General features: G+C 69.5%; 8 protein-coding genes. 6 read left to right on the top strand and 2 right to left on the bottom strand.

Annotated features, from left to right (window positions below; genetic code table 11):
• Window positions 1-344: 344 nt before the first annotated feature.
• Window positions 345-3,065: a SpoIIE family protein phosphatase gene (locus ACZ7GZ_RS27085; protein WP_471028010.1), complete on the bottom strand. Its 2,721-nt coding sequence runs from the start codon at window positions 3,063-3,065 to the stop codon at window positions 345-347.
• A 458-nt stretch (window positions 3,066-3,523) separates the two neighbouring features.
• Between ACZ7GZ_RS27085 and ACZ7GZ_RS27080 the strand changes: the two genes are divergently transcribed.
• A complete protein-coding gene (locus tag ACZ7GZ_RS27080; RefSeq protein ID WP_471028009.1) occupies window positions 3,524-6,874 on the top strand; it encodes a GH92 family glycosyl hydrolase in 3,351 nt (1,116 codons plus the stop codon).
• A 59-nt stretch (window positions 6,875-6,933) separates the two neighbouring features.
• Here ACZ7GZ_RS27080 and ACZ7GZ_RS27075 read toward each other — a convergent pair whose 3' ends face one another.
• Entirely contained in the window at window positions 6,934-10,737 is a 3,804-nt protein-coding gene (locus ACZ7GZ_RS27075) for a GH92 family glycosyl hydrolase (protein WP_471028007.1), read from the bottom strand.
• Window positions 10,738-11,088: 351 nt separating this feature from the next.
• On the opposite strand from ACZ7GZ_RS27075, the gene ngcE reads away from it, so the two are divergent.
• The 5 genes from ngcE (at window position 11,089) to ACZ7GZ_RS27050 (ending at window position 17,090) form a co-directional block, all read left to right on the top strand.
• Window positions 11,089-12,534, top strand: a complete 1,446-nt coding sequence (ngcE, locus tag ACZ7GZ_RS27070; protein ID WP_471028005.1) for an N-acetylglucosamine/diacetylchitobiose ABC transporter substrate-binding protein — start codon at window positions 11,089-11,091, stop codon at window positions 12,532-12,534.
• A gap of 30 nt (window positions 12,535-12,564) precedes the next feature.
• A complete protein-coding gene (locus ACZ7GZ_RS27065; protein ID WP_471028003.1) occupies window positions 12,565-13,491 on the top strand; it encodes a carbohydrate ABC transporter permease in 927 nt (308 codons plus the stop codon).
• 4 nt (window positions 13,492-13,495) lie between these two features.
• On the top strand, window positions 13,496-14,419 hold the full coding sequence (locus tag ACZ7GZ_RS27060; RefSeq protein WP_471028002.1) for a carbohydrate ABC transporter permease: 924 nt from the start codon (window positions 13,496-13,498) through the stop codon (window positions 14,417-14,419).
• A 225-nt stretch (window positions 14,420-14,644) separates the two neighbouring features.
• Complete coding sequence (locus ACZ7GZ_RS27055; protein WP_363214677.1) at window positions 14,645-15,856, top strand: ROK family transcriptional regulator; 1,212 nt, start codon at window positions 14,645-14,647, stop codon at window positions 15,854-15,856.
• A gap of 133 nt (window positions 15,857-15,989) precedes the next feature.
• Complete coding sequence (locus tag ACZ7GZ_RS27050) at window positions 15,990-17,090, top strand: sugar ABC transporter substrate-binding protein (protein ID WP_471028115.1); 1,101 nt, start codon at window positions 15,990-15,992, stop codon at window positions 17,088-17,090.
• Window position 17,091: the final 1 nt, after the last annotated feature.

Below are 17,091 nucleotides of genomic sequence, written 5' to 3'. Positions count from 1 at the left end.
CAACAACCCAAACCCCCAACACAACCACCCAAAACACACAAAGCCCACAACACCCACCCCGCAACCCACCCCCCCACCACAACCCCCCCCCCCCCCCCCCCCCCCCCCCCCCCCCCCCCCCCCCTCTGCCGTACCCGGCCAGTCATCGCCCCGGCTCAGGTGGAGGCCGTCCTCGTCTGCGTGTGCGGCAGCCTCGCCCCCACCACCGTCCCCGCCCAACGCTACGGAGCCGGCCCGCACCGCGTTCACCCTCCGCCTCCCCGCGGCCGGCGAGCCCGCCCGCCCCGCCGTCTCCCGCGAGCGGGAAGCAGCCCCGGGCGAGACAGCCTCCTGGCCGGCGTCTCCTAGTCGACGCCGTCGACGAGGAACTCGCCCAGGTCCGGCAGGGCCCCCGGATCCGGCACGGCCAGTTCGGCCCAGATCACCTTGCCGTGGTCCGTGTAACGGGTGCCCCAGCGCTCGGCCAGCTGCGAGACCAGGAACAGACCCCGGCCGCCCTCGTCGGTCGTCGCCGCGTACCGCAGATGCGGTGACGTGCTGCTGGCGTCGGCCACCTCGCAGATCAGCCTGCGGTCATGGATCAGCCGCACATGGATCGGATCGGAGCCGTACCGGATGGCATTGGTGATCAGCTCGCTCAGCACCAGCTCCATGCCGAAGCCCAGCTCGGACAGGCCCCACTCCTCGAGCTTGCCGGAGACCGCGGCGCGCATGCCCGACACGGCCGCCGGGTCGCGCGGCACGTCCCAGTCGGCGACCTGGCCGGCCGGCAGCGCCCGGGTCCGTGCGATCAGCAGGGCCACGTCGTCCACGGGCCGCTCGGGCAGCAGCGCGTCCAGCACCGCCCGGCAGCTCTCCTCCGGCGTCCGGTCGGGGTGGCCCGCCAGCGCCCTGCGCAGCAGCTCCATGCCCACGTCCAGGTCCCGCGTACGGTCCTCGATGAGCCCGTCGGTGTACAGCACCAGCTGGCTGCCCTCGGGAAGGTCCAGCTCGGCCGTCTGGAACGGCATGCCGCCGAGGCCCAGCGGCGGCCCGGCCGGCACCTCGGGGAAGGTCACACTGCCGTCGGGGTGGACCAGCGCCGGGGCCAGATGGCCGGCGCGGGCCATGACACAGCGGCGCGTCACGGGGTCGTAGATCGCGTACAGGCAGGTGGCGCCCACGATCTCCCCGGACGTCTCCGGGCAGGCCTCGTTCTGGTCGATGCGGCCGACCAGGTCGTCCAGGTGGCTGAGCAGTTCGTCGGGCGGCAGGTCGAGCGTGGAGAAGTTGTGCACCGCGGTCCGCAGCCGCCCCATCGTGGCGGCGGCGTGCAGGCCGTGCCCGACCACGTCGCCGACGGCCAGCGCCACCCGGCTGCCCGGCAGCGGGATCACGTCGAACCAGTCCCCGCTCACGCCCGACTGGGCGGGCAGATAGCGGTAGCCCACCTCCAGGGCGCTCTGCTCGGGCAGCGTACGCGGCAGCAGGCTGCGCTGCAGGGTGACGGCGAGGGCGTGCTCACGGGTGTACCGGCGGGCGTTGTCGATGCTGACCGCCGCCCGGGCCACCAGCTCCTCCGCCAGCGACAGCTCCTCCCGGTCGAAGGGCTCCCGCTTGGACCGCCAGAAGTTGACCATGCCGAGCACGACCCCGCGGGCCTGGATCGGGGCGGTGACGAGCGAGTGGATGCCGAAGTCCACGATCTGCCGGGCGCGCTGCGGGTCCTGCGCCTGCCAGTCCTGCGCGGCCGACAGGTCGGTCACCAGCTCGGAGCGGCCGGCGTCGTAGCCGCGGGCCTGCGGGGTGGAGGGCAGGAAGTCGATCAGCCGGCCCTTCTCGTAGAGCGGATGGTCGTCCCGGATGCCGCCCACGGCCACGCGCCGCATGTCCGTCGCCGTGGGGCCCGGCTCCTCGCCGTGCAGCACGGCGTCCGCCACGTCCACGGTGACGAAGTCGGCGAAGCGGGGGACGGCGACCCGCACCAGCTCGTCGGCCGTGCGGACCACGTCCAGGCTGGTGCCGATGCCCAGCCCGGCGTCGTACAGCAGCTCCAGCCGCTCCCGGGCGACCTCCGCCCTGCCGGACACCGCCTGCAGCTCGGTGGAGTCCCGGAGGGTCACCACCGTGCCCTCGGGGCATCCCGCGCGGTCGGTGGTCCGCTGGTTGACCGCCAGCAGCCGGCCTCCGGCGAAGTGCACCTCGTCACCGGCCTCGCGCCCGGAGACCAGCAGCTCCGTCATCGCGGGGTCGAGCCCCGGCAGCTCCCGCACGGTGCGCCCCTCGGCGTCGGCGGGCAGCTCCAGCAGCCGCCGGGCCTCGTCGTTGGCGAGCAGGATCCGCCGGTCGGCATCGACGATGAGCACGCCCTCCCGCACCGAGTGCAGCACCGTGTCGTGGTGCTCGTACATGCGGGTCATCTCGTCCGGCGCCAGGCTGTGGGTCTGCCGCCGCAGCCGCCTGCCCACCAGCGCCGTACCGCAGGTCGTGACCACGAGCGCGCCGGCCCCGGCGGCCAGGATGATCGGCAGCTGCCGGTCCACCGCGCTGGTCACGCGCTTGACCTTCAGCCCGGCGGAGACCAGAGCGGTGACCCTGCCGTGGGCGTCGTCGATGGGAACGGTGGCCTGCACCTCGTGGCCGAGCGGGCCATGGACGCTTTCCGTGTAGACCTTCCCGGCCAGCGAGGGTCCGATCCGGCCCACGAACCGGTGACCGATCTTGCTGGGCATGGGGTGGGTGTAGCGGATGCCCTTGGTGTTCATCACCACGATGAAGTCGACGCCCGCGGACCTGCGCCCCGCCTCGGTGAGCGGCTGGAGCACCTTCGACGGGTCCGGGGCGCGCAGCGCCTGGAGGATGCCAGGAGAGTGCGCGAAGGTCTGCGCCACGGCTATGGAACGGCGCTTGGCCTCCGTGCTGGTGTCGCGTTCCGACTGCATGACGAGAGCAAGGACGCCGCAGAGCACGAGCAGCACCACCAGCGTGATCTGGAGAAGGAAGACCTGTCCGGCAACGCTGCGCGGGCTCCGGCGGACCGTGGAACGCCATGACATACGCCCGAATCGGGCGAAAGGGTCCGACATGTGGCATTTCTAGCACCGGTTGCATCCGTTGACTACGCCGGTCCACGAGATGGACGTCACATTTCCCCGCCTCGCGGGTCACAGGGCTCGCATCCAGTCACAGACGTCCCATCGGCACCGCCCGGGTCTGTGCAGGTCAGGGGTGCTCGGGCGGACCCGGTGGCCGTGCGCACCGGGTCCGCGAGCCGGGCGGGTGAGGGGGGTTGGTGTCCCGCCCGGGTGGTGCTGGCTTGTGATGTCGGCCGGGTGCGCGACAACGTTGTCGGATGGTCTGTACATGACTCTACCGCCTCAACCGACAACGATGTCAACCCACTTGAGATAGCCCGAACGGGTGATCCTGGCGCGCACCGTCCGGTGCGCACGCGGTCTTCCGTGGTAGCGGTGGCACACGTTACTGTCCCTGCGGCTTGTGCGACCTGTGGTGCGCGACCCGTCCATGAAGGAGGAAGGGCCGCGTGCGTTTCAGACCCCTGTCCCTGCTGCTGGCCGCGCTGCTCGCGACCGGCGGCGCCGCTCCCGCCCTCGCGGCGTCCGCCGCACCCCCCGATCTCGTCAAGGACCCCACCCGATACGTCGATCCGCTGATCGGCACCAGGAACGGCGGCGACGTCTTCCCCGGCGCCGTCGTGCCCTTCGGCATGCTCTCCTGGAGCCCCGAGAACACCAGGGGCGACGCCACGAGAACGGCAGCTCCCGGTGGCTACCAGTACGACGCCACCCGCATCCGGGGCTTCAGCCTCACCCACATGTCCGGCACCGGCTGCGCGGGCGGCAGCGGCGACATCCCCTTCTTCCCGTACGCCGGCGAGGTCGCCTCCTCCCCGGCGAGCGACACCGGGGACGCCGTCTACGCCTCCGACTTCACCCACGCCGACGAGCGGGCCGAGCCCGGTCACTACCAGGTGGGCCTGGCCTCCGGCGTCACCGCCGACCTCACCGCTACCGCACACACCGGATCCGCCCGCTTCACCTTCCCGTCCGGCAGACCCGCCTCGCTGCTGGTGCGCACCGCCAACTCCGAGGTGGGTGCGCAGGATTCGTCCGTCACGATCGATCCGCGGAGCCGTACCGTCTCCGGGTCCGTCACCTCCGGAGACTTCTGCGGCTACCTCGACCCGGAGGGCCGACGCGCGTACTACACCCTGTACTTCACCGCCCACTTCGACCGCGCCTTCAAGGGCGCCGGCACCTGGCAGGACAACAGGCTGAACCCCGGCTCACTGGAGGCGTCCGGCGGCACCGGCGGCTTCTCGCACGGCGGGCGGCCCGTCGCCGGCAAGGGCGCCGGCGGATACGTCGAGTTCGCCCCCGGCGCCGGGCCGGTGCACGCCAAGGTCGGCATCTCCTACGTCAGCAAGGCGGCGGCCGAGGCCAACCTCGCCGCCGAGAACCCGCCGGGCCGCTCCTTCGACGCGGTCGAGAGCGCGGCCGGCCGGGCCTGGCGCGAGCGGCTCGGCGCCGTCCGCGTCGGCGGCGGCACGGACGCCGACCGCACCACCTTCTACACCGCGCTGTACCACGCCCTGCTGCACCCGAACGTCATCAGCGACGCCGACGGCAGGTACCGGGGGGCCGACGGGCGCGTGCATACGGTCGGCGGTGGGCAGGATGGCGCCGACGGTCGACTGCATACGGTCGACGGGCGGCGAGATGCGGCAGACGGGCGACCGTATACAGCCGACGGCCGGCAGCATGCCCAGTACGGCACCTTCTCCGGCTGGGACGTCTACCGCGACCAGGTGCAGCTGCTCACCCTGCTCGACCCGCGCACCGGCTCCGACATCGCCCAGTCGCTGTACGAGCTGGCCCGGCAGAACGGCGGCACCTGGGACCGCTGGCTGCACGGCGCGAGCGGCACCCATGTCATGAACGGCGACCCCTCGCCGACCGCGCTGGCCGGCATCCGCGCCTTCGGCGGCACGGACTTCGATCTGCACGGCGCGCTGGACTCGCTGGTCGAGGCGGCCACCGTGCCGACCGAACAGGACCTGTCCCCGGCGGGCAAGCCGGTGCTGTCCGCCGGCCAGCGGCCCTCGCTGGACAAGTACCTGAAACTGCACTACATGCCGAGCGTCTCGAACGCCTGGGGCGGCGCCGCCGAGACCCTGGAGATGTCCACGGCCGACTTCTCGCTCTCCCAGCTCGCCGCAGCGGCAGGGGAGAAGGGCACAGCCGCCGCCTTCGCCCGCCGTGCCCAGTGGTGGCAGAACAACTTCGACATCGCCGCCGCTCCGAGCGGCGGCTACATCGCCAACCGCAAGGCCGACGGCAGCTGGGTCACCGGCTTCACCCCGGACACCGGCAACGGCTTCGTGGAGGGCACGGCGACCCAGTACACCTGGATGGTCCCGCACGATCCGGCGGGCCTGTTCGCCGCGCTGGGCGGCCGGGACAAGGCGCTCGCCCGGCTCGACGACTTCTTCCACGACGGGAGCGGCGGCTGGGCCTTCACCGGCCACGGCGGCACCAAGTCCGAGCTGGACAACGAGCCGTCGATCAACGTTCCCTACCTGTACGACTACGCGGGCGCCCCGTACAGGACGCAGGAGACCGTACGCGCCGCGATGCGGCAGCTGTGGTCGACCGGGCCCGGCGGCATCCCCGGCAACGACGACCTCGGCGCGATGTCGTCCTGGTACGTCTTCTCGGCCCTCGGCATGTACCCGCAGGTGCCCTCACGCGCCGAACTGGTCCTCGCCTCACCGCTGTTCGAGCGTGTGGAGATCAGCCGGCCGCAGGGCAACGACATCTCCCTCCGTGCCACCGGTGCGGCGGCCGGTGCACCGTACATCCACTCCCTCAAGGTCAACGGCCGTACCAGCGACCGCCCTTGGCTGCCGGCGTCCTTCGTCCGCGACGGCGGCCGGCTCGACTACACCCTGTCCGCCACCCCCGACCGCACCTGGGGCGCCGACAGTCCGCCGCCGTCCTTCCGCGAGGGCGAGCAGCCCTACCAGATCGGCGTCGGCCCCACCGCCGCCACGCTCGCACCCGGTGACAGCACCACGACCACCGTTCGCGCGCTGTCGCTGACCGGCGGCACCGGCCCGGAGGTGCGCTTCCGGGTGGACACCCCGGCCGGCGTCACGGCCGCGCCCGCCGAGGGCACCGTCACCGGTGGCGTCCAGGACATCACCCTCACCGCGGCCAGGGACACCGCCCAGGGCTTCGCCGACGTCAAGGTCACGGTCACCTCGGGCGACACCTCGTACGTGCAGCCGGTCTCGCTCACCGTGGCCGCCCCCGGCACCCTGCTCGCCGCCTACGACAACACCGGCGTCTCCGACGACCCGGGCGACCACGACGAGGCCGACTACGACGGCGGCGGCTGGAGCTACTCCCGCCAGGCTCTCGCGGCGGCCGGTCTGACGCCGGGCGGGCAGGGCACCGTCGACGGCCTCGCCTTCACCTGGCCCGCCTCGCCCGACGGCCGCCCGGACAACGCCACCGGAGCCGGCCAGACCATGCAACTGCCCACCCCCGCTAGCCGGTTGTCTTTCATCGGCAGCGCGGTCGACGGCGACCAGCAGGCCAGGGCGACCGTCACCTACACCGACGGCACCACCGACACCGTCGACCTGTCCTTCACCGACTGGACCGTCGGCGGCGGAGGCGGCACGGTCCGGTACGACAACCGGGTCGTCGCCAGGACCGCGTACCGCAATGTCGCGGGCGCCGACAAGGACCCGGTGGCCACCTACGTCTTCGCCACCAAGCCGTTCACGGCCCCCGACGGCAAGGCCGTCCAGAGCGTCCGGCTCCCGCACAACGGTGACCTGCACGTGTTCACCCTGGCCACGAACTGAACCACGGCACGACACGGCGGCCGCCCCTCGCGAGAGGGACGGCCGCCGTGCCGTGTCCGTCAGGCCAGCAGCTCCACCTCCGCCAGCGTGGAGGCGCCGTCCAGGACGAGCCGGTACTTCGGGTACGTGCCCGGCGCGGCGATGGTGAACGCCCGGGTCTGGCGGTCCCAGGTGAAGCTCTCGCCGGAGCGGTGGTCCAGGGTCTGCCAGGTGGTGCCGTCGGCGGAGCCCTGGAGGATCCAGCCGGTCGGCGCCCTGGTGTGGTCGGCCGACGAGGTCAGCGTGTACTGGACGGGCTTCACGGCTCCGTCGACCGGCAGGTCCACCGAGGTGACCGTCGCGTCCGTCGCCGACGTGTTGTCGAAGAGCGGTCCGTCCCCCTTGAGGACGTCCGCCCGCGGCACCGGTACCTGGTCGTCCTGGGTGAGGGAGACCGGGGCGGCGTTCTTGCCCGTGCCCCACGTCGACGGCCTGGCCCCCATGGAGAACTCCAGCACCCCGCCCCCGGTCAGCAGCGAGTGGGGGAGCGAGGTGGACGTCCAGGGGCGGCCGTTGAACGTCACGCCCTGGACGTAGACGTTCCTCGCACTGTTCCGTGGTGCCTTGACGACCAGGTCACGGCCGTTCTCCAGGTGCACGGTGACCTTCGTGAACAGCGGGGAGCCGATGGAGTACTCGCCGCTGCCCATGACCAGCGGGTAGAAGCCGAGCGCGGAGAAGAGATACCAGCCCGACTGCTCGCCGTTGTCCTCGTCGCCGTGGTAGCCCTGCCCGATCTCGCTGCCGGTGTACAGCCGGGACAGCACCTCACGGACGTACGCCTGCGCCTTCCAGGGCTCGCCGGCCGCGTCGTACATGTAGGTGACGTGGTGCGCGACCTGGTTGGAGTGGCCGTACATGCCCATCCGCACGTCCCGTGCCTCGGTCATCTCGTGGATGACGCCGCCGTAGGACCCGACGTAGTCCGGCGAGGCGGTCTCCGGTGTCGCGAAGTACTCGTCCAGCTTCTCCGCGAGGCCCTGCCGGCCGCCGTACAGGTTGGCCAGGCCCCGGCTGTCCTGCGGGGCGGTGAAGGCGTAGCCCCAGCCGTTGGTCTCCGTGTAGTCGTAGCCCCACACGCGCGGGTCGTACTTCGAGGAGTCCAGCCGCCAGTTCCCCCCGGCGTCGCGGCCCTGGAAGAAGCCCGCCCTGGAGTCGAACAGGTTCACGTAGTCCCGGGCGCGGTTGAGGAAGTACGCGGACTCCTCCTTGTAGTGCTTCTCGCCGGTCTTGCGGTACAGGGCCTCGCCCATCTTCGCGATGCCGTAGTCGTTGACGTAGCCCTCCATCGCCCAGGACAGGCCCTCGCCGGTCGCGGTGCTGGTGTAGCCGAGGAACGGCGAGGTGCTCATGCCCTTGCGGCCCACGCCCGACATCGGCGGGACGACGGTCGCGTTCTTCACGGCCGCGTCGTAGGCCGCCTTCGCGTCGAACCTCACGCCCTTCACATACGCGTCGGCGAACGCCACGTCCGAGGAGGTGCCGGTCATCAGGTCGGCATAGCCGGGGGAGGACCAGCGCGAGGTCCAGCCGCCGTCCTTGTACTGCTGCACGAACCCGTCGACCATCTCGCCCGCCTGGGAGGGGGTCAGGAGGGAGTACGCCGGCCACGTGGTGCGGTAGGTGTCCCAGAAGCCGTTGTTGACGTACACCTTCCCGTCGACGATCTTCGCGCCGGTGTGGGTCGGGGTGTCCTGGCTCTGCATCGGGGAGAAGGGCGAGGCGTACCGGTAGCCGTCCCCGACCCTCTCGAAGCCGGAGTTCGGGTACAGGTACAGCCGGTACATGCCGGAGTACAGGGTGGTCAGCTGGTCCGGGGTCGCGCCCTCCACCTCGACCTTGCCGAGCAGACTGTCCCAGGTGCGCTGCGCCTGCGTCTTCACGGTGTCGAAGGAGGTGCCGTCCGGGATCTCCTGGCGCAGGTTGTCCTTCGCCTGGTCGAGGCTGATCAGCGAGGTCGCCAGACGCAGGGTGACGGTGTGGTCCGCGCCCGCGTCGAAACGCAGGTAACCCTTCACCCCGCTCGATCCGCCGTCCGTCACCGGCTTGTCGAACTCGCCGTACACGAACAGCCGGGTCGCACCGGTCGACAGGCCCGACTTCACGTCCGAGTAACCGGTGACGGTCCCGTGCTCCTTGTCGAGGGTCAGGCCCGCCTGCTCGGTGACGTTGTCGAACAGCACGCTCGCGTCGTCGCGGGGGTAGGTGAAGCGCAGCACCGCCGCATGGTCGGTCGGGGTCATCTCGGCCCTGAGACCGTTTTCGAAACGCACCCCGTAGTAGTACGGCCGCGCGGTCTCGTTCTCGTGCCGGAACGGCAGCTCGCGCGCCGTCCGGCCGGTGTCCGGGGTGCCGGCGGCGGCCGACGGCATCACCTGGAAGGTCTGCCGGTCGCCCATCCACGGGCTCGGCTCATGGCTCGCGCTGAACGCCTGGATCGTCGGCAGGTTGTCGTCGTTGTTCGCACGTGCGTACTCGTACAGCCAGCTCAGCGAGGACGCGTTGGTCACCGGCGTCCAGAAGTTGAAGCCGTGCGGAAGGGCCGTGGCGGGGAAGTTGTTGCCGCGCGAGAAGCTGCCGCTGGAGTTGGTGCCGCGCGTGGTCAGCGCGTAGTCCGACAGATGCGCCTTCGGCCTCTCCGGCGGTACGGGCCTCAGCGCCACGTCGTCGATCCAGCCGCGGAACTTCGCCGGCCCGGCGGGGGAGTCGTACCCGAGCAGGATCCGGTCGACCGTCTTGCCGGCCGCCACCGAGCCGATCCGGGAGACCACGTCGTTCCACTGGTTGGCGTAGAGCGACTTCGACGTGCCCTGCCCGCGCGGGGACAGCCGGAACCCGTGCTGGTCCAGTGCGCCCAGGTCACTCAGATAGGTGCCGTCCGTGAAGGCCAGGTCGAGGGAGACGTTCGTGGCGTCGTAGTCCCGGTCGCCGTCGGCCATCGACGGGAAGATCCGGTACGACAGCTGGGTGTCGCCGGCGACCTTCACGTTCACGTCGAAGACCTTGTTGTACGAGTAGGCCCGGCGTTCGGCGGTGTGCCGCCCGGCGTAACGCAGCGCCCTCTTTCCGGTGAACCCGGCCCGGGCCTTGGCCGTCGGCGAGCCGGTCGGGCCCTTGTCGACCAGGGTCAGCATGTCCTGTGGCACCGGGTCGCCCCCGCCGCCGGTGGAGAACTGGACGTCGGCGAGCTGCAGGATGTCCGAGGCGCCGTTGTTCTGCGTGACCTCCAGCCGGAAGTGCTGGTACTCGGCCGGTTCGGCCAGGTCGTAGGACTGGGTCCGGAAGCGCTCGGAGAAGCTCTCGCCCGAGCGGGTGTCGAGGGTCTTCCAGTCCTTGCCGTCGGTGGAGCCGAACAGCGTCCAGTCCTTCGGGTCGCGCTCGGCGTAGTCGTTGGCCGAGGTCAGGGCGTACGTCACCAGTTTGACGGGCTTGTCCAGGTCGAACTCGACCCAGCCGGTGGGCTCGAAGGTCAGCCACTTGGTGCCGGGCTCGCCGTCGACCAGGTTCTCCTTCATCTCGCCGGCACCCGTGTTCTCGCCGCTCGCCCGGACATCGGTGACGTGGTCGGTGACATTGCCCGGAATGCCGGTGCTGTAGCCGCCGTCGACACCCGAGGCGCGCCTGGTGCCGTCCGGCCCGGTGTCCACGGTGTTCAGCCAGTCCGGTGCCGGATCGCCGGTCTCGAACGAGGATGCGAACTCCTGGCCGGCCGCGGCCCCCTGCGCAGGCAGGGCGACCGCCGCGCCCTGTGCGCCGACGGCCATGACAAAGGCGGCCGTGAGGACGACCGCCGGACCCCATCTGTGCCGAGTTCTCCGCTGCATCTACGGATTCCCCTCCTGCGCCCCCTCCAGACAACGTTGTCAACTTCGGGGCGCAGGAACCAGTAGGGCGTCAAGTGGCCCGTGGTGTCAAGGGTGTTGGGTGTGGCATTCAGGGACTTATGCCGCGACTTTTTCGCCGGGCCGCGCACAGGCCGCTCATATTTCCGAGAGGTCTCAACTCGGAAAAGACCCATCGCCAACCCTGCATTCGATCTTGCTCAGCTGACCGGAAGTGGACTATACCTGTCGGCGTTTCCAAGCGTGACCCTGCACGACCCAGCACTACCCGACCGCGGTGCCGGGGAGGATCCGGTTCACCGCCTGAGTCCTGGAGAAGGCGAGGACTTGAGCATGGGATCCACCTCGAACCACGGTGCCGAAGACGTCGGCCGTCGTGATCTGATCAAGCGGTCCGCCGCGCTCGGCCTGGTCGCGGCACCCGGCATGGGCCTGCTGTCCGCCTGCGCGAGCAGCGGCGGGGGCGGCCAGAAGAAGGACAAGGCGGGGAAGAAGACCGCCAAGAACCCGCTCGGGGTCAACGAGACCGCCAAGATGGAATTCGTCCTCTTCGACGGCGGCTTCGGCAAGGAGTACGCCCAGGACGCGGTGAAGATCTACGAGAAGGACTTCCCCCAGGTCCATGTGAAGTTCTCCGCCACCCAGAAGATCCAGTCCACCCTGCAGCCCCGCTTCAACCAGGGCGACCCGCCGGACCTCATCGACAACTCCGGCGCCGAGCAGATGGACATGGGCGTGCTCGTCGGCAAGAACCAGCTCGCCGACCTCACCCCGCTGCTGGACGCGCCGTCGTACGACGACCCGGACAAGAAGGTCCGCGACACGCTGCGCCCCGGCATCGTGGAGATGGGCCAGTTCGACGGCAAGCCGGTCTGGATCCTCTACTACGCCTACACGGTGTACGGCGTCTGGTACTCGCAGAAGGCCCTGGACTCGCTCGACGAGAAGTACCCCGAGACCTGGGACGAGATGCTCAAGGTCTGCGAGAAGGCCAAGAAGAAGGGCATGGCGGGCTGGACGTACGCGGGCAAGTACCCCTACTACCTCCCCTTCTCGCTCTACCCGATGATCGGCAAGGTCGGCGGGCGCGAGGTGCTGGACGCCATCGACAACCTGGAGCCGAACGCCTGGAAGCACCCGGCCGTCAAGGCCTGCTTCGAGGCGTACTACGAGCTGTACAAGAAGGGGTACGTCCTCCAGGGCACCCCGGGCCTGGACCACATCCAGTCGCAGACCGCCTGGGCCAAGGGCAAGGCGCTGTTCATCCCGAACGGCTCCTGGGTGGAGAACGAGTCGGCCAACGTCATCCCGGCCGACTTCGACCTCGCCGTCTCCGCGCCCTCCGGCATCGACGGCTCCGACAAGATGCCGTTCGGCACCATCTGGGCCTCCGGCGGTGAGCCCTTCATCGTGCCGGCCAAGGCCGCGAACGCCGAGGGCGGCATGGAGCAGCTGCGCATCATGCTCTCCGAGGCGTCCTCGAAGAACTTCACGGCCAAGGTGAAGTCGCTGACCGCGTACAACGGCGGCACCACCGGCATCACCCTCACCCCGGGCCTGAAGTCGGGTGTGGCGGCGCTGAAGCTGGCCGGATCCAACGTGGTGAATCCGCGGCTGCAGGACTGGTACGTGCAGCTGCAGAAGGAGAAGATCGGAGTCGCCGGGCTCGGCGAGATGATGGCCGGCCGGCTCACCCCGGCCGAGGCCGTCAAGAAGATCCAGTCATTCGCCGACGAGGCGGCCAAGGACACCTCCATCAAGCACTACAAGCACCAGTAACCAGCACCCTTACAACGCACCGGAGTGGCGATGCAGCACGGCAAGTACCGGTTCATCGTGGGGTTTCTGGTTCTGCCCCTGGGACTGTACGCGCTCTTCGTGGTGTGGCCGTTCATCCAGTCCATCTATTACTCGTTCACGGACTGGACCGGCCTGAGCCCCGAATTCAAGATGGTCGGCTTCGACAACTACAAGAGGATGCTCGACGACGACATCTTCTGGAAGTCGTTGCAGCACAGTCTGCTGTTCGCCCTGGTGCTGCCGCTGGTGACGATCAGTCTGGCGCTGTTCTTCGCCTTCATGATCAATGTGGGCGGACGCCGCAGAAGGGGCGGCCCCGTGATCTCGGGTGTCCGGGGCTCCTCCTTCTACAAGATCGTCTATTTCTTCCCGCAGGTCCTGTCCATCGCGATCGTCGCGCTGCTGTTCCAGTTCGCGTACAACCCGGACAGCGGCGCGATCAACTCACTCCTGCGCGGTATCGGCCTCGACCACGTCCAGCCCCTGTGGCTGGGCGACCCGGGCCTCGCGCTGTGGTGCGTGATGGCGGTGCTGGTGTGGTCCACGGTCGGTTTCTTCGTGGTCCTGTTCTCGGCGGGCATGGCCTCCATCCCGGCCGAGCTGTACGAGGCGGCCCTGCTGGACGGCGCGAGCCGGGCCACCACCTTCTTCCGCGTCACCCTGCCGCTGCTGTGGGACACCGTGCAGTCCGGCTGGGTCTACATGGGCATCCTCGCGCTCGGCGCCGAGTCGTTCGCGGTCGTACAGATCATGACGACCGGACCGGGCGGGCCCGACTACTCGACCACGGTGATGGTCCTGTACGTGTACCAGAAGGCGTTCCGGGACGGTCAGGCCGCCTACGCCACCACCATCGGCGTCGCCCTGCTCGTGGTCACGCTCGCCTTCGCGGCGATCGTGATGCGGCTGGGCCGTCGCGAGCGGCTGGAGTTCTGAAGCGATGAAGACGACCGAGACCCCCGCCCCGCTGCCGGCCGAGTCCGGCGCCACCGTCTCCAAGGCCGATGTACCGGCCCCGCGGCCCACCCGGCAGAAGAGGGAAGGCGGTGTCCTCAACGTCTTCTCGCACGGTGTGCTGGTCATCTGGGCGATCATGGTGGTCACGCCGCTGCTGTGGGCGGTGATGACGTCCTTCAAGGACGACGGCTCCATCTTCGGCTCGCCCTGGTCGCTGCCGGACAAGCTGCACTTCGACAACTGGTCGCGGGCCTGGACCCAGGCCAACATGAGCGACTACTTCCTCAACACCGTCCTGGTGGTCGGCGGCTCGCTCATCGGCACCCTGGTGCTCGGCTCCATGGCGGCCTATGTCCTCGCCCGCTTCGACTTCCCGGGCAACCGCTTCATCTACTACCTGTTCATCGGCGGCATGAGCTTCCCGATCATGCTCGCCCTGGTCCCGTTGTTCTACGTCGTGAACAACATGGGCCTGCTGAACACGATCCACGGCCTGATCCTGGTCTATATCGCGTACTCGCTGCCGTTCACGGTCTTCTTCCTCACCGCCTTCTTCCGGACCCTGCCCACCTCGGTGGCGGAGGCGGCCTTCATGGACGGCGCTTCGCACACGCGTACGTTCTTCCAGATCATGCTGCCCATGGCCAAGCCGGGCCTGATCAGCGTGGGCATCTTCAACTTCCTGGGCCAGTGGAACCAGTACATGCTGCCCACGGTCCTCAACACCGACCCCGACAAGCGCGTCCTCACCCAGGGCCTGGTCCAGCTGGCCGTCAGCCAGGGCTACAAGGGTGACTGGTCCGGCCTCTTCGCCGGCCTGGTGATGGCCATGCTGCCGGTGCTCGGGGCGTACGTCGTCTTCCAGCGCCAGGTCGTCCAGGGCCTGACCGCGGGGGCGCTGAAGTAGCGCCGGGACCCGGCGGGGTGACGCCCCGCGTCCGTCCGTACGCACGCCGTTCCCCTCGCCGGGGGCGGCGTGCGTGCCGTTTTCGATGGGGTACGTGATGATTTCGGGGTACCCGGAAACGGTTCAACCTCTTGACGTAAGCAACCCCGAACGGCTCAGCTTAGAGTTCACTAGTTGGACATACGCGGGGCCTCGCCGAAGCGGCCCCGCGCTCAGGAGGTCGTCGTGGAGACTCCAGGGTCGCAGTCGTCGCTGCACCGAGCCAACCTGGAGCGGGTCGTACGGGCCGTGCGCCTGGCCGGGTCCCTCACCCAGGCGGAGATCGCGCGGACGACCGGTCTGTCCGCCGCGACCGTCTCCAACATCGTGCGGGAGCTGAAGGACGGCGGAACCGTCGAGGTCACGCCCACCTCGGCGGGCGGGCGCAGGGCCCGCAGCGTCAGTCTCAGCGGGGACGCCGGGATCGTGATCGGTGTCGACTTCGGGCACACCCACCTGCGCGTGGCGATCGGCAACCTCGCCCATCAGGTGCTGGCCGAGGAGGCCGAGCCGCTGGACGTCGACGCCTCCGCCGCGCAGGGCTTCGACCGGGCGGAAGAGCTGGTCAGCCGGCTGATCGCGGCCACCGGCGTGAACCGGTCCAAGGTGGCCGGCGTGGGGCTCGGCGTGCCGGGTCCGATCGACGTGGAGTCGGGCACGCTGGGATCCACCGCGATCCTGCCGGGCTGGGGCGGCACCAAGCCGGCCGAGGAGCTGCGCGAGCGGCTCGGCGTGCCCGTGCACGTGGACAACGACGCCAACCTCGGCGCCCTCGGGGAGCTGGTCTGGGGCAGTGGAAAGGGCGTCCGGGACCTCGCGTACATCAAGGTCGCGAGCGGTGTCGGCGCCGGTCTGGTGATCGACGGGAAGATCTATCGCGGCCCGGGCGGCACGGCCGGAGAAATCGGGCATATTACACTCGATGAATCCGGCCCGGTCTGCCGTTGCGGGAACCGTGGCTGCCTGGAGACCTTCGCGGCCGCACGCTATGTGCTCCCGCTGCTCCAGCCCAGCCACGGCCCCGACCTGACGATGGAAGGCGTCGTACGGCTGGCCAGGGACGGTGACCCGGGCTGCCGTCGGGTGATCGCCGACGTCGGCCGCCACATCGGCAGTGGAGTGGCCAATCTCTGCAACCTTCTGAACCCGAGCCGGGTGGTCCTGGGCGGTGATCTCGCCGAGGCCGGTGAGCTGGTGCTCGGGCCGATCAGGGAGTCCGTCGGCCGCTACGCCATCCCCAGCGCGGCGCGCCAACTGTCCGTTCTCCCGGGGGCACTTGGCGGTCGCGCCGAGGTGCTCGGAGCGCTCGCCCTCGCCCTCAGCGAGATGGGTGATTCGACGCTTTTGGACGGCTCTGTCGCTGGTGGGCTGCCCACTGCGGCCCCCGCCTTCACTTAGAGAACGGATGGCACCGTTGCCATCTCGTTAAGGATTTACTTCTTGACGTCGCACGTGTGGCCGAGTTGACTTCCAGCCACCTCGGCCGCAACGACGCGGCCTCGTCAGGGAGGTTTCTGAAGTGAACACGCGTATGCGTCGTGCGGCCTTCGCCGTTGCTGCTGGTGCCATGGCCGTCTCTCTCGCCGCCTGTGGCAGCGCCAAGGAGTCCGGTGGTGGCTCCGCCAAGTCGTCCGGCCCCAAGAAGGGCGACGCCATCAAGGTCGGTCTGCTCCTGCCGGAGAACCAGACCGCCCGTTACGAGAAGTTCGACCGCCCCTTGATCGAGAAGAAGGTCAAGGAGCTCACCAACGGCAAGGGCGAGGTCGTCTACGCCAACGCCAAGCAGGACGCGACGACGCAGAACCAGCAGGTCGACAGCATGATCACCAACAAGGTGGACGTGCTGATCGTCGACGCGGTGGACGCTGCGGCCATCAAGAACTCGGTGCAGAAGGCCAAGGGCGCCGGCATCCCGGTCGTCGCCTACGACCGCCTGGCGCAGGGCCCGATCGACGCATACACCTCGTTCGACAACGAGACGGTCGGCAAGACCCAGGGCGAGGCCCTGCTGAAGGCCCTGGGCTCCAAGGCCAAGTCCGGCAAGATCGTCATGATGAACGGTTCCTCCACCGACCCGAACGCCGCGCAGTTCAAGGCGGGTGCCCACAAGGTCCTCGACGGCAAGGTGAACGTCGGCAAGGAGTACGACACCAAGGAGTGGAAGCCGGAGAACGCCAACTCCAACATGGAGGGCGCCATCTCCGCTCTGGGCAAGAAGAACATCATCGGCGTCTACTCCGCCAACGACGGCATGGCCGGCGGCATCATCACCGCCCTCAAGGCGGCCGGCATCTCCAACATCCCGGTCACCGGCCAGGACGCGGAGCTGGCCGGTGTGCAGCGCATCGTCGCCGGTGAGCAGTACATGAGCGTCTACAAGCCGTACGCTCCCGAGGCCACCGCGGCCGCCGAGATGGCCGTGTACCTCGCCCAGGGCAAGACCCTCGACTCGGTCGCCAAGGACAAGGTCGACAGCCCGACCACCAAGCAGGTCCCCTCGGTCCTGGTGCCGGTCACCGCGCTGACCAAGGACAACATCAAGGACACCGTCGTCAAGGACGGCGTCTACACGGTCACCGACATCTGCACCCCGCAGTACAAGGCGGCCTGCGACAAGATCGGCCTGAAGTAAG

This window comes from Streptomyces sp. NPDC037288, from assembly GCF_055603265.1.
This window is presented reverse-complemented; position numbering and strand designations above follow the sequence as displayed.

Bases quoted from the DNA above. Each gene is read 5' to 3' on its own strand.
- ACZ7GZ_RS27085 (WP_471028010.1), bottom strand. From the start codon at position 3,065: ATGTCGGACCCTTTCGCCCGATTCGGGCGTATGTCATGGCGTTCCACG.
- ACZ7GZ_RS27075 (WP_471028007.1), bottom strand. From the start codon at position 10,737: ATGCAGCGGAGAACTCGGCACAGATGGGGTCCGGCGGTCGTCCTCACG.
- ngcE (WP_471028005.1), top strand. From the start codon at position 11,089: ATGGGATCCACCTCGAACCACGGTGCCGAAGACGTCGGCCGTCGTGAT.
- ACZ7GZ_RS27065 (WP_471028003.1), top strand. From the start codon at position 12,565: ATGCAGCACGGCAAGTACCGGTTCATCGTGGGGTTTCTGGTTCTGCCC.
- ACZ7GZ_RS27060 (WP_471028002.1), top strand. From the start codon at position 13,496: ATGAAGACGACCGAGACCCCCGCCCCGCTGCCGGCCGAGTCCGGCGCC.
- ACZ7GZ_RS27050 (WP_471028115.1), top strand. From the start codon at position 15,990: ATGCGTCGTGCGGCCTTCGCCGTTGCTGCTGGTGCCATGGCCGTCTCT.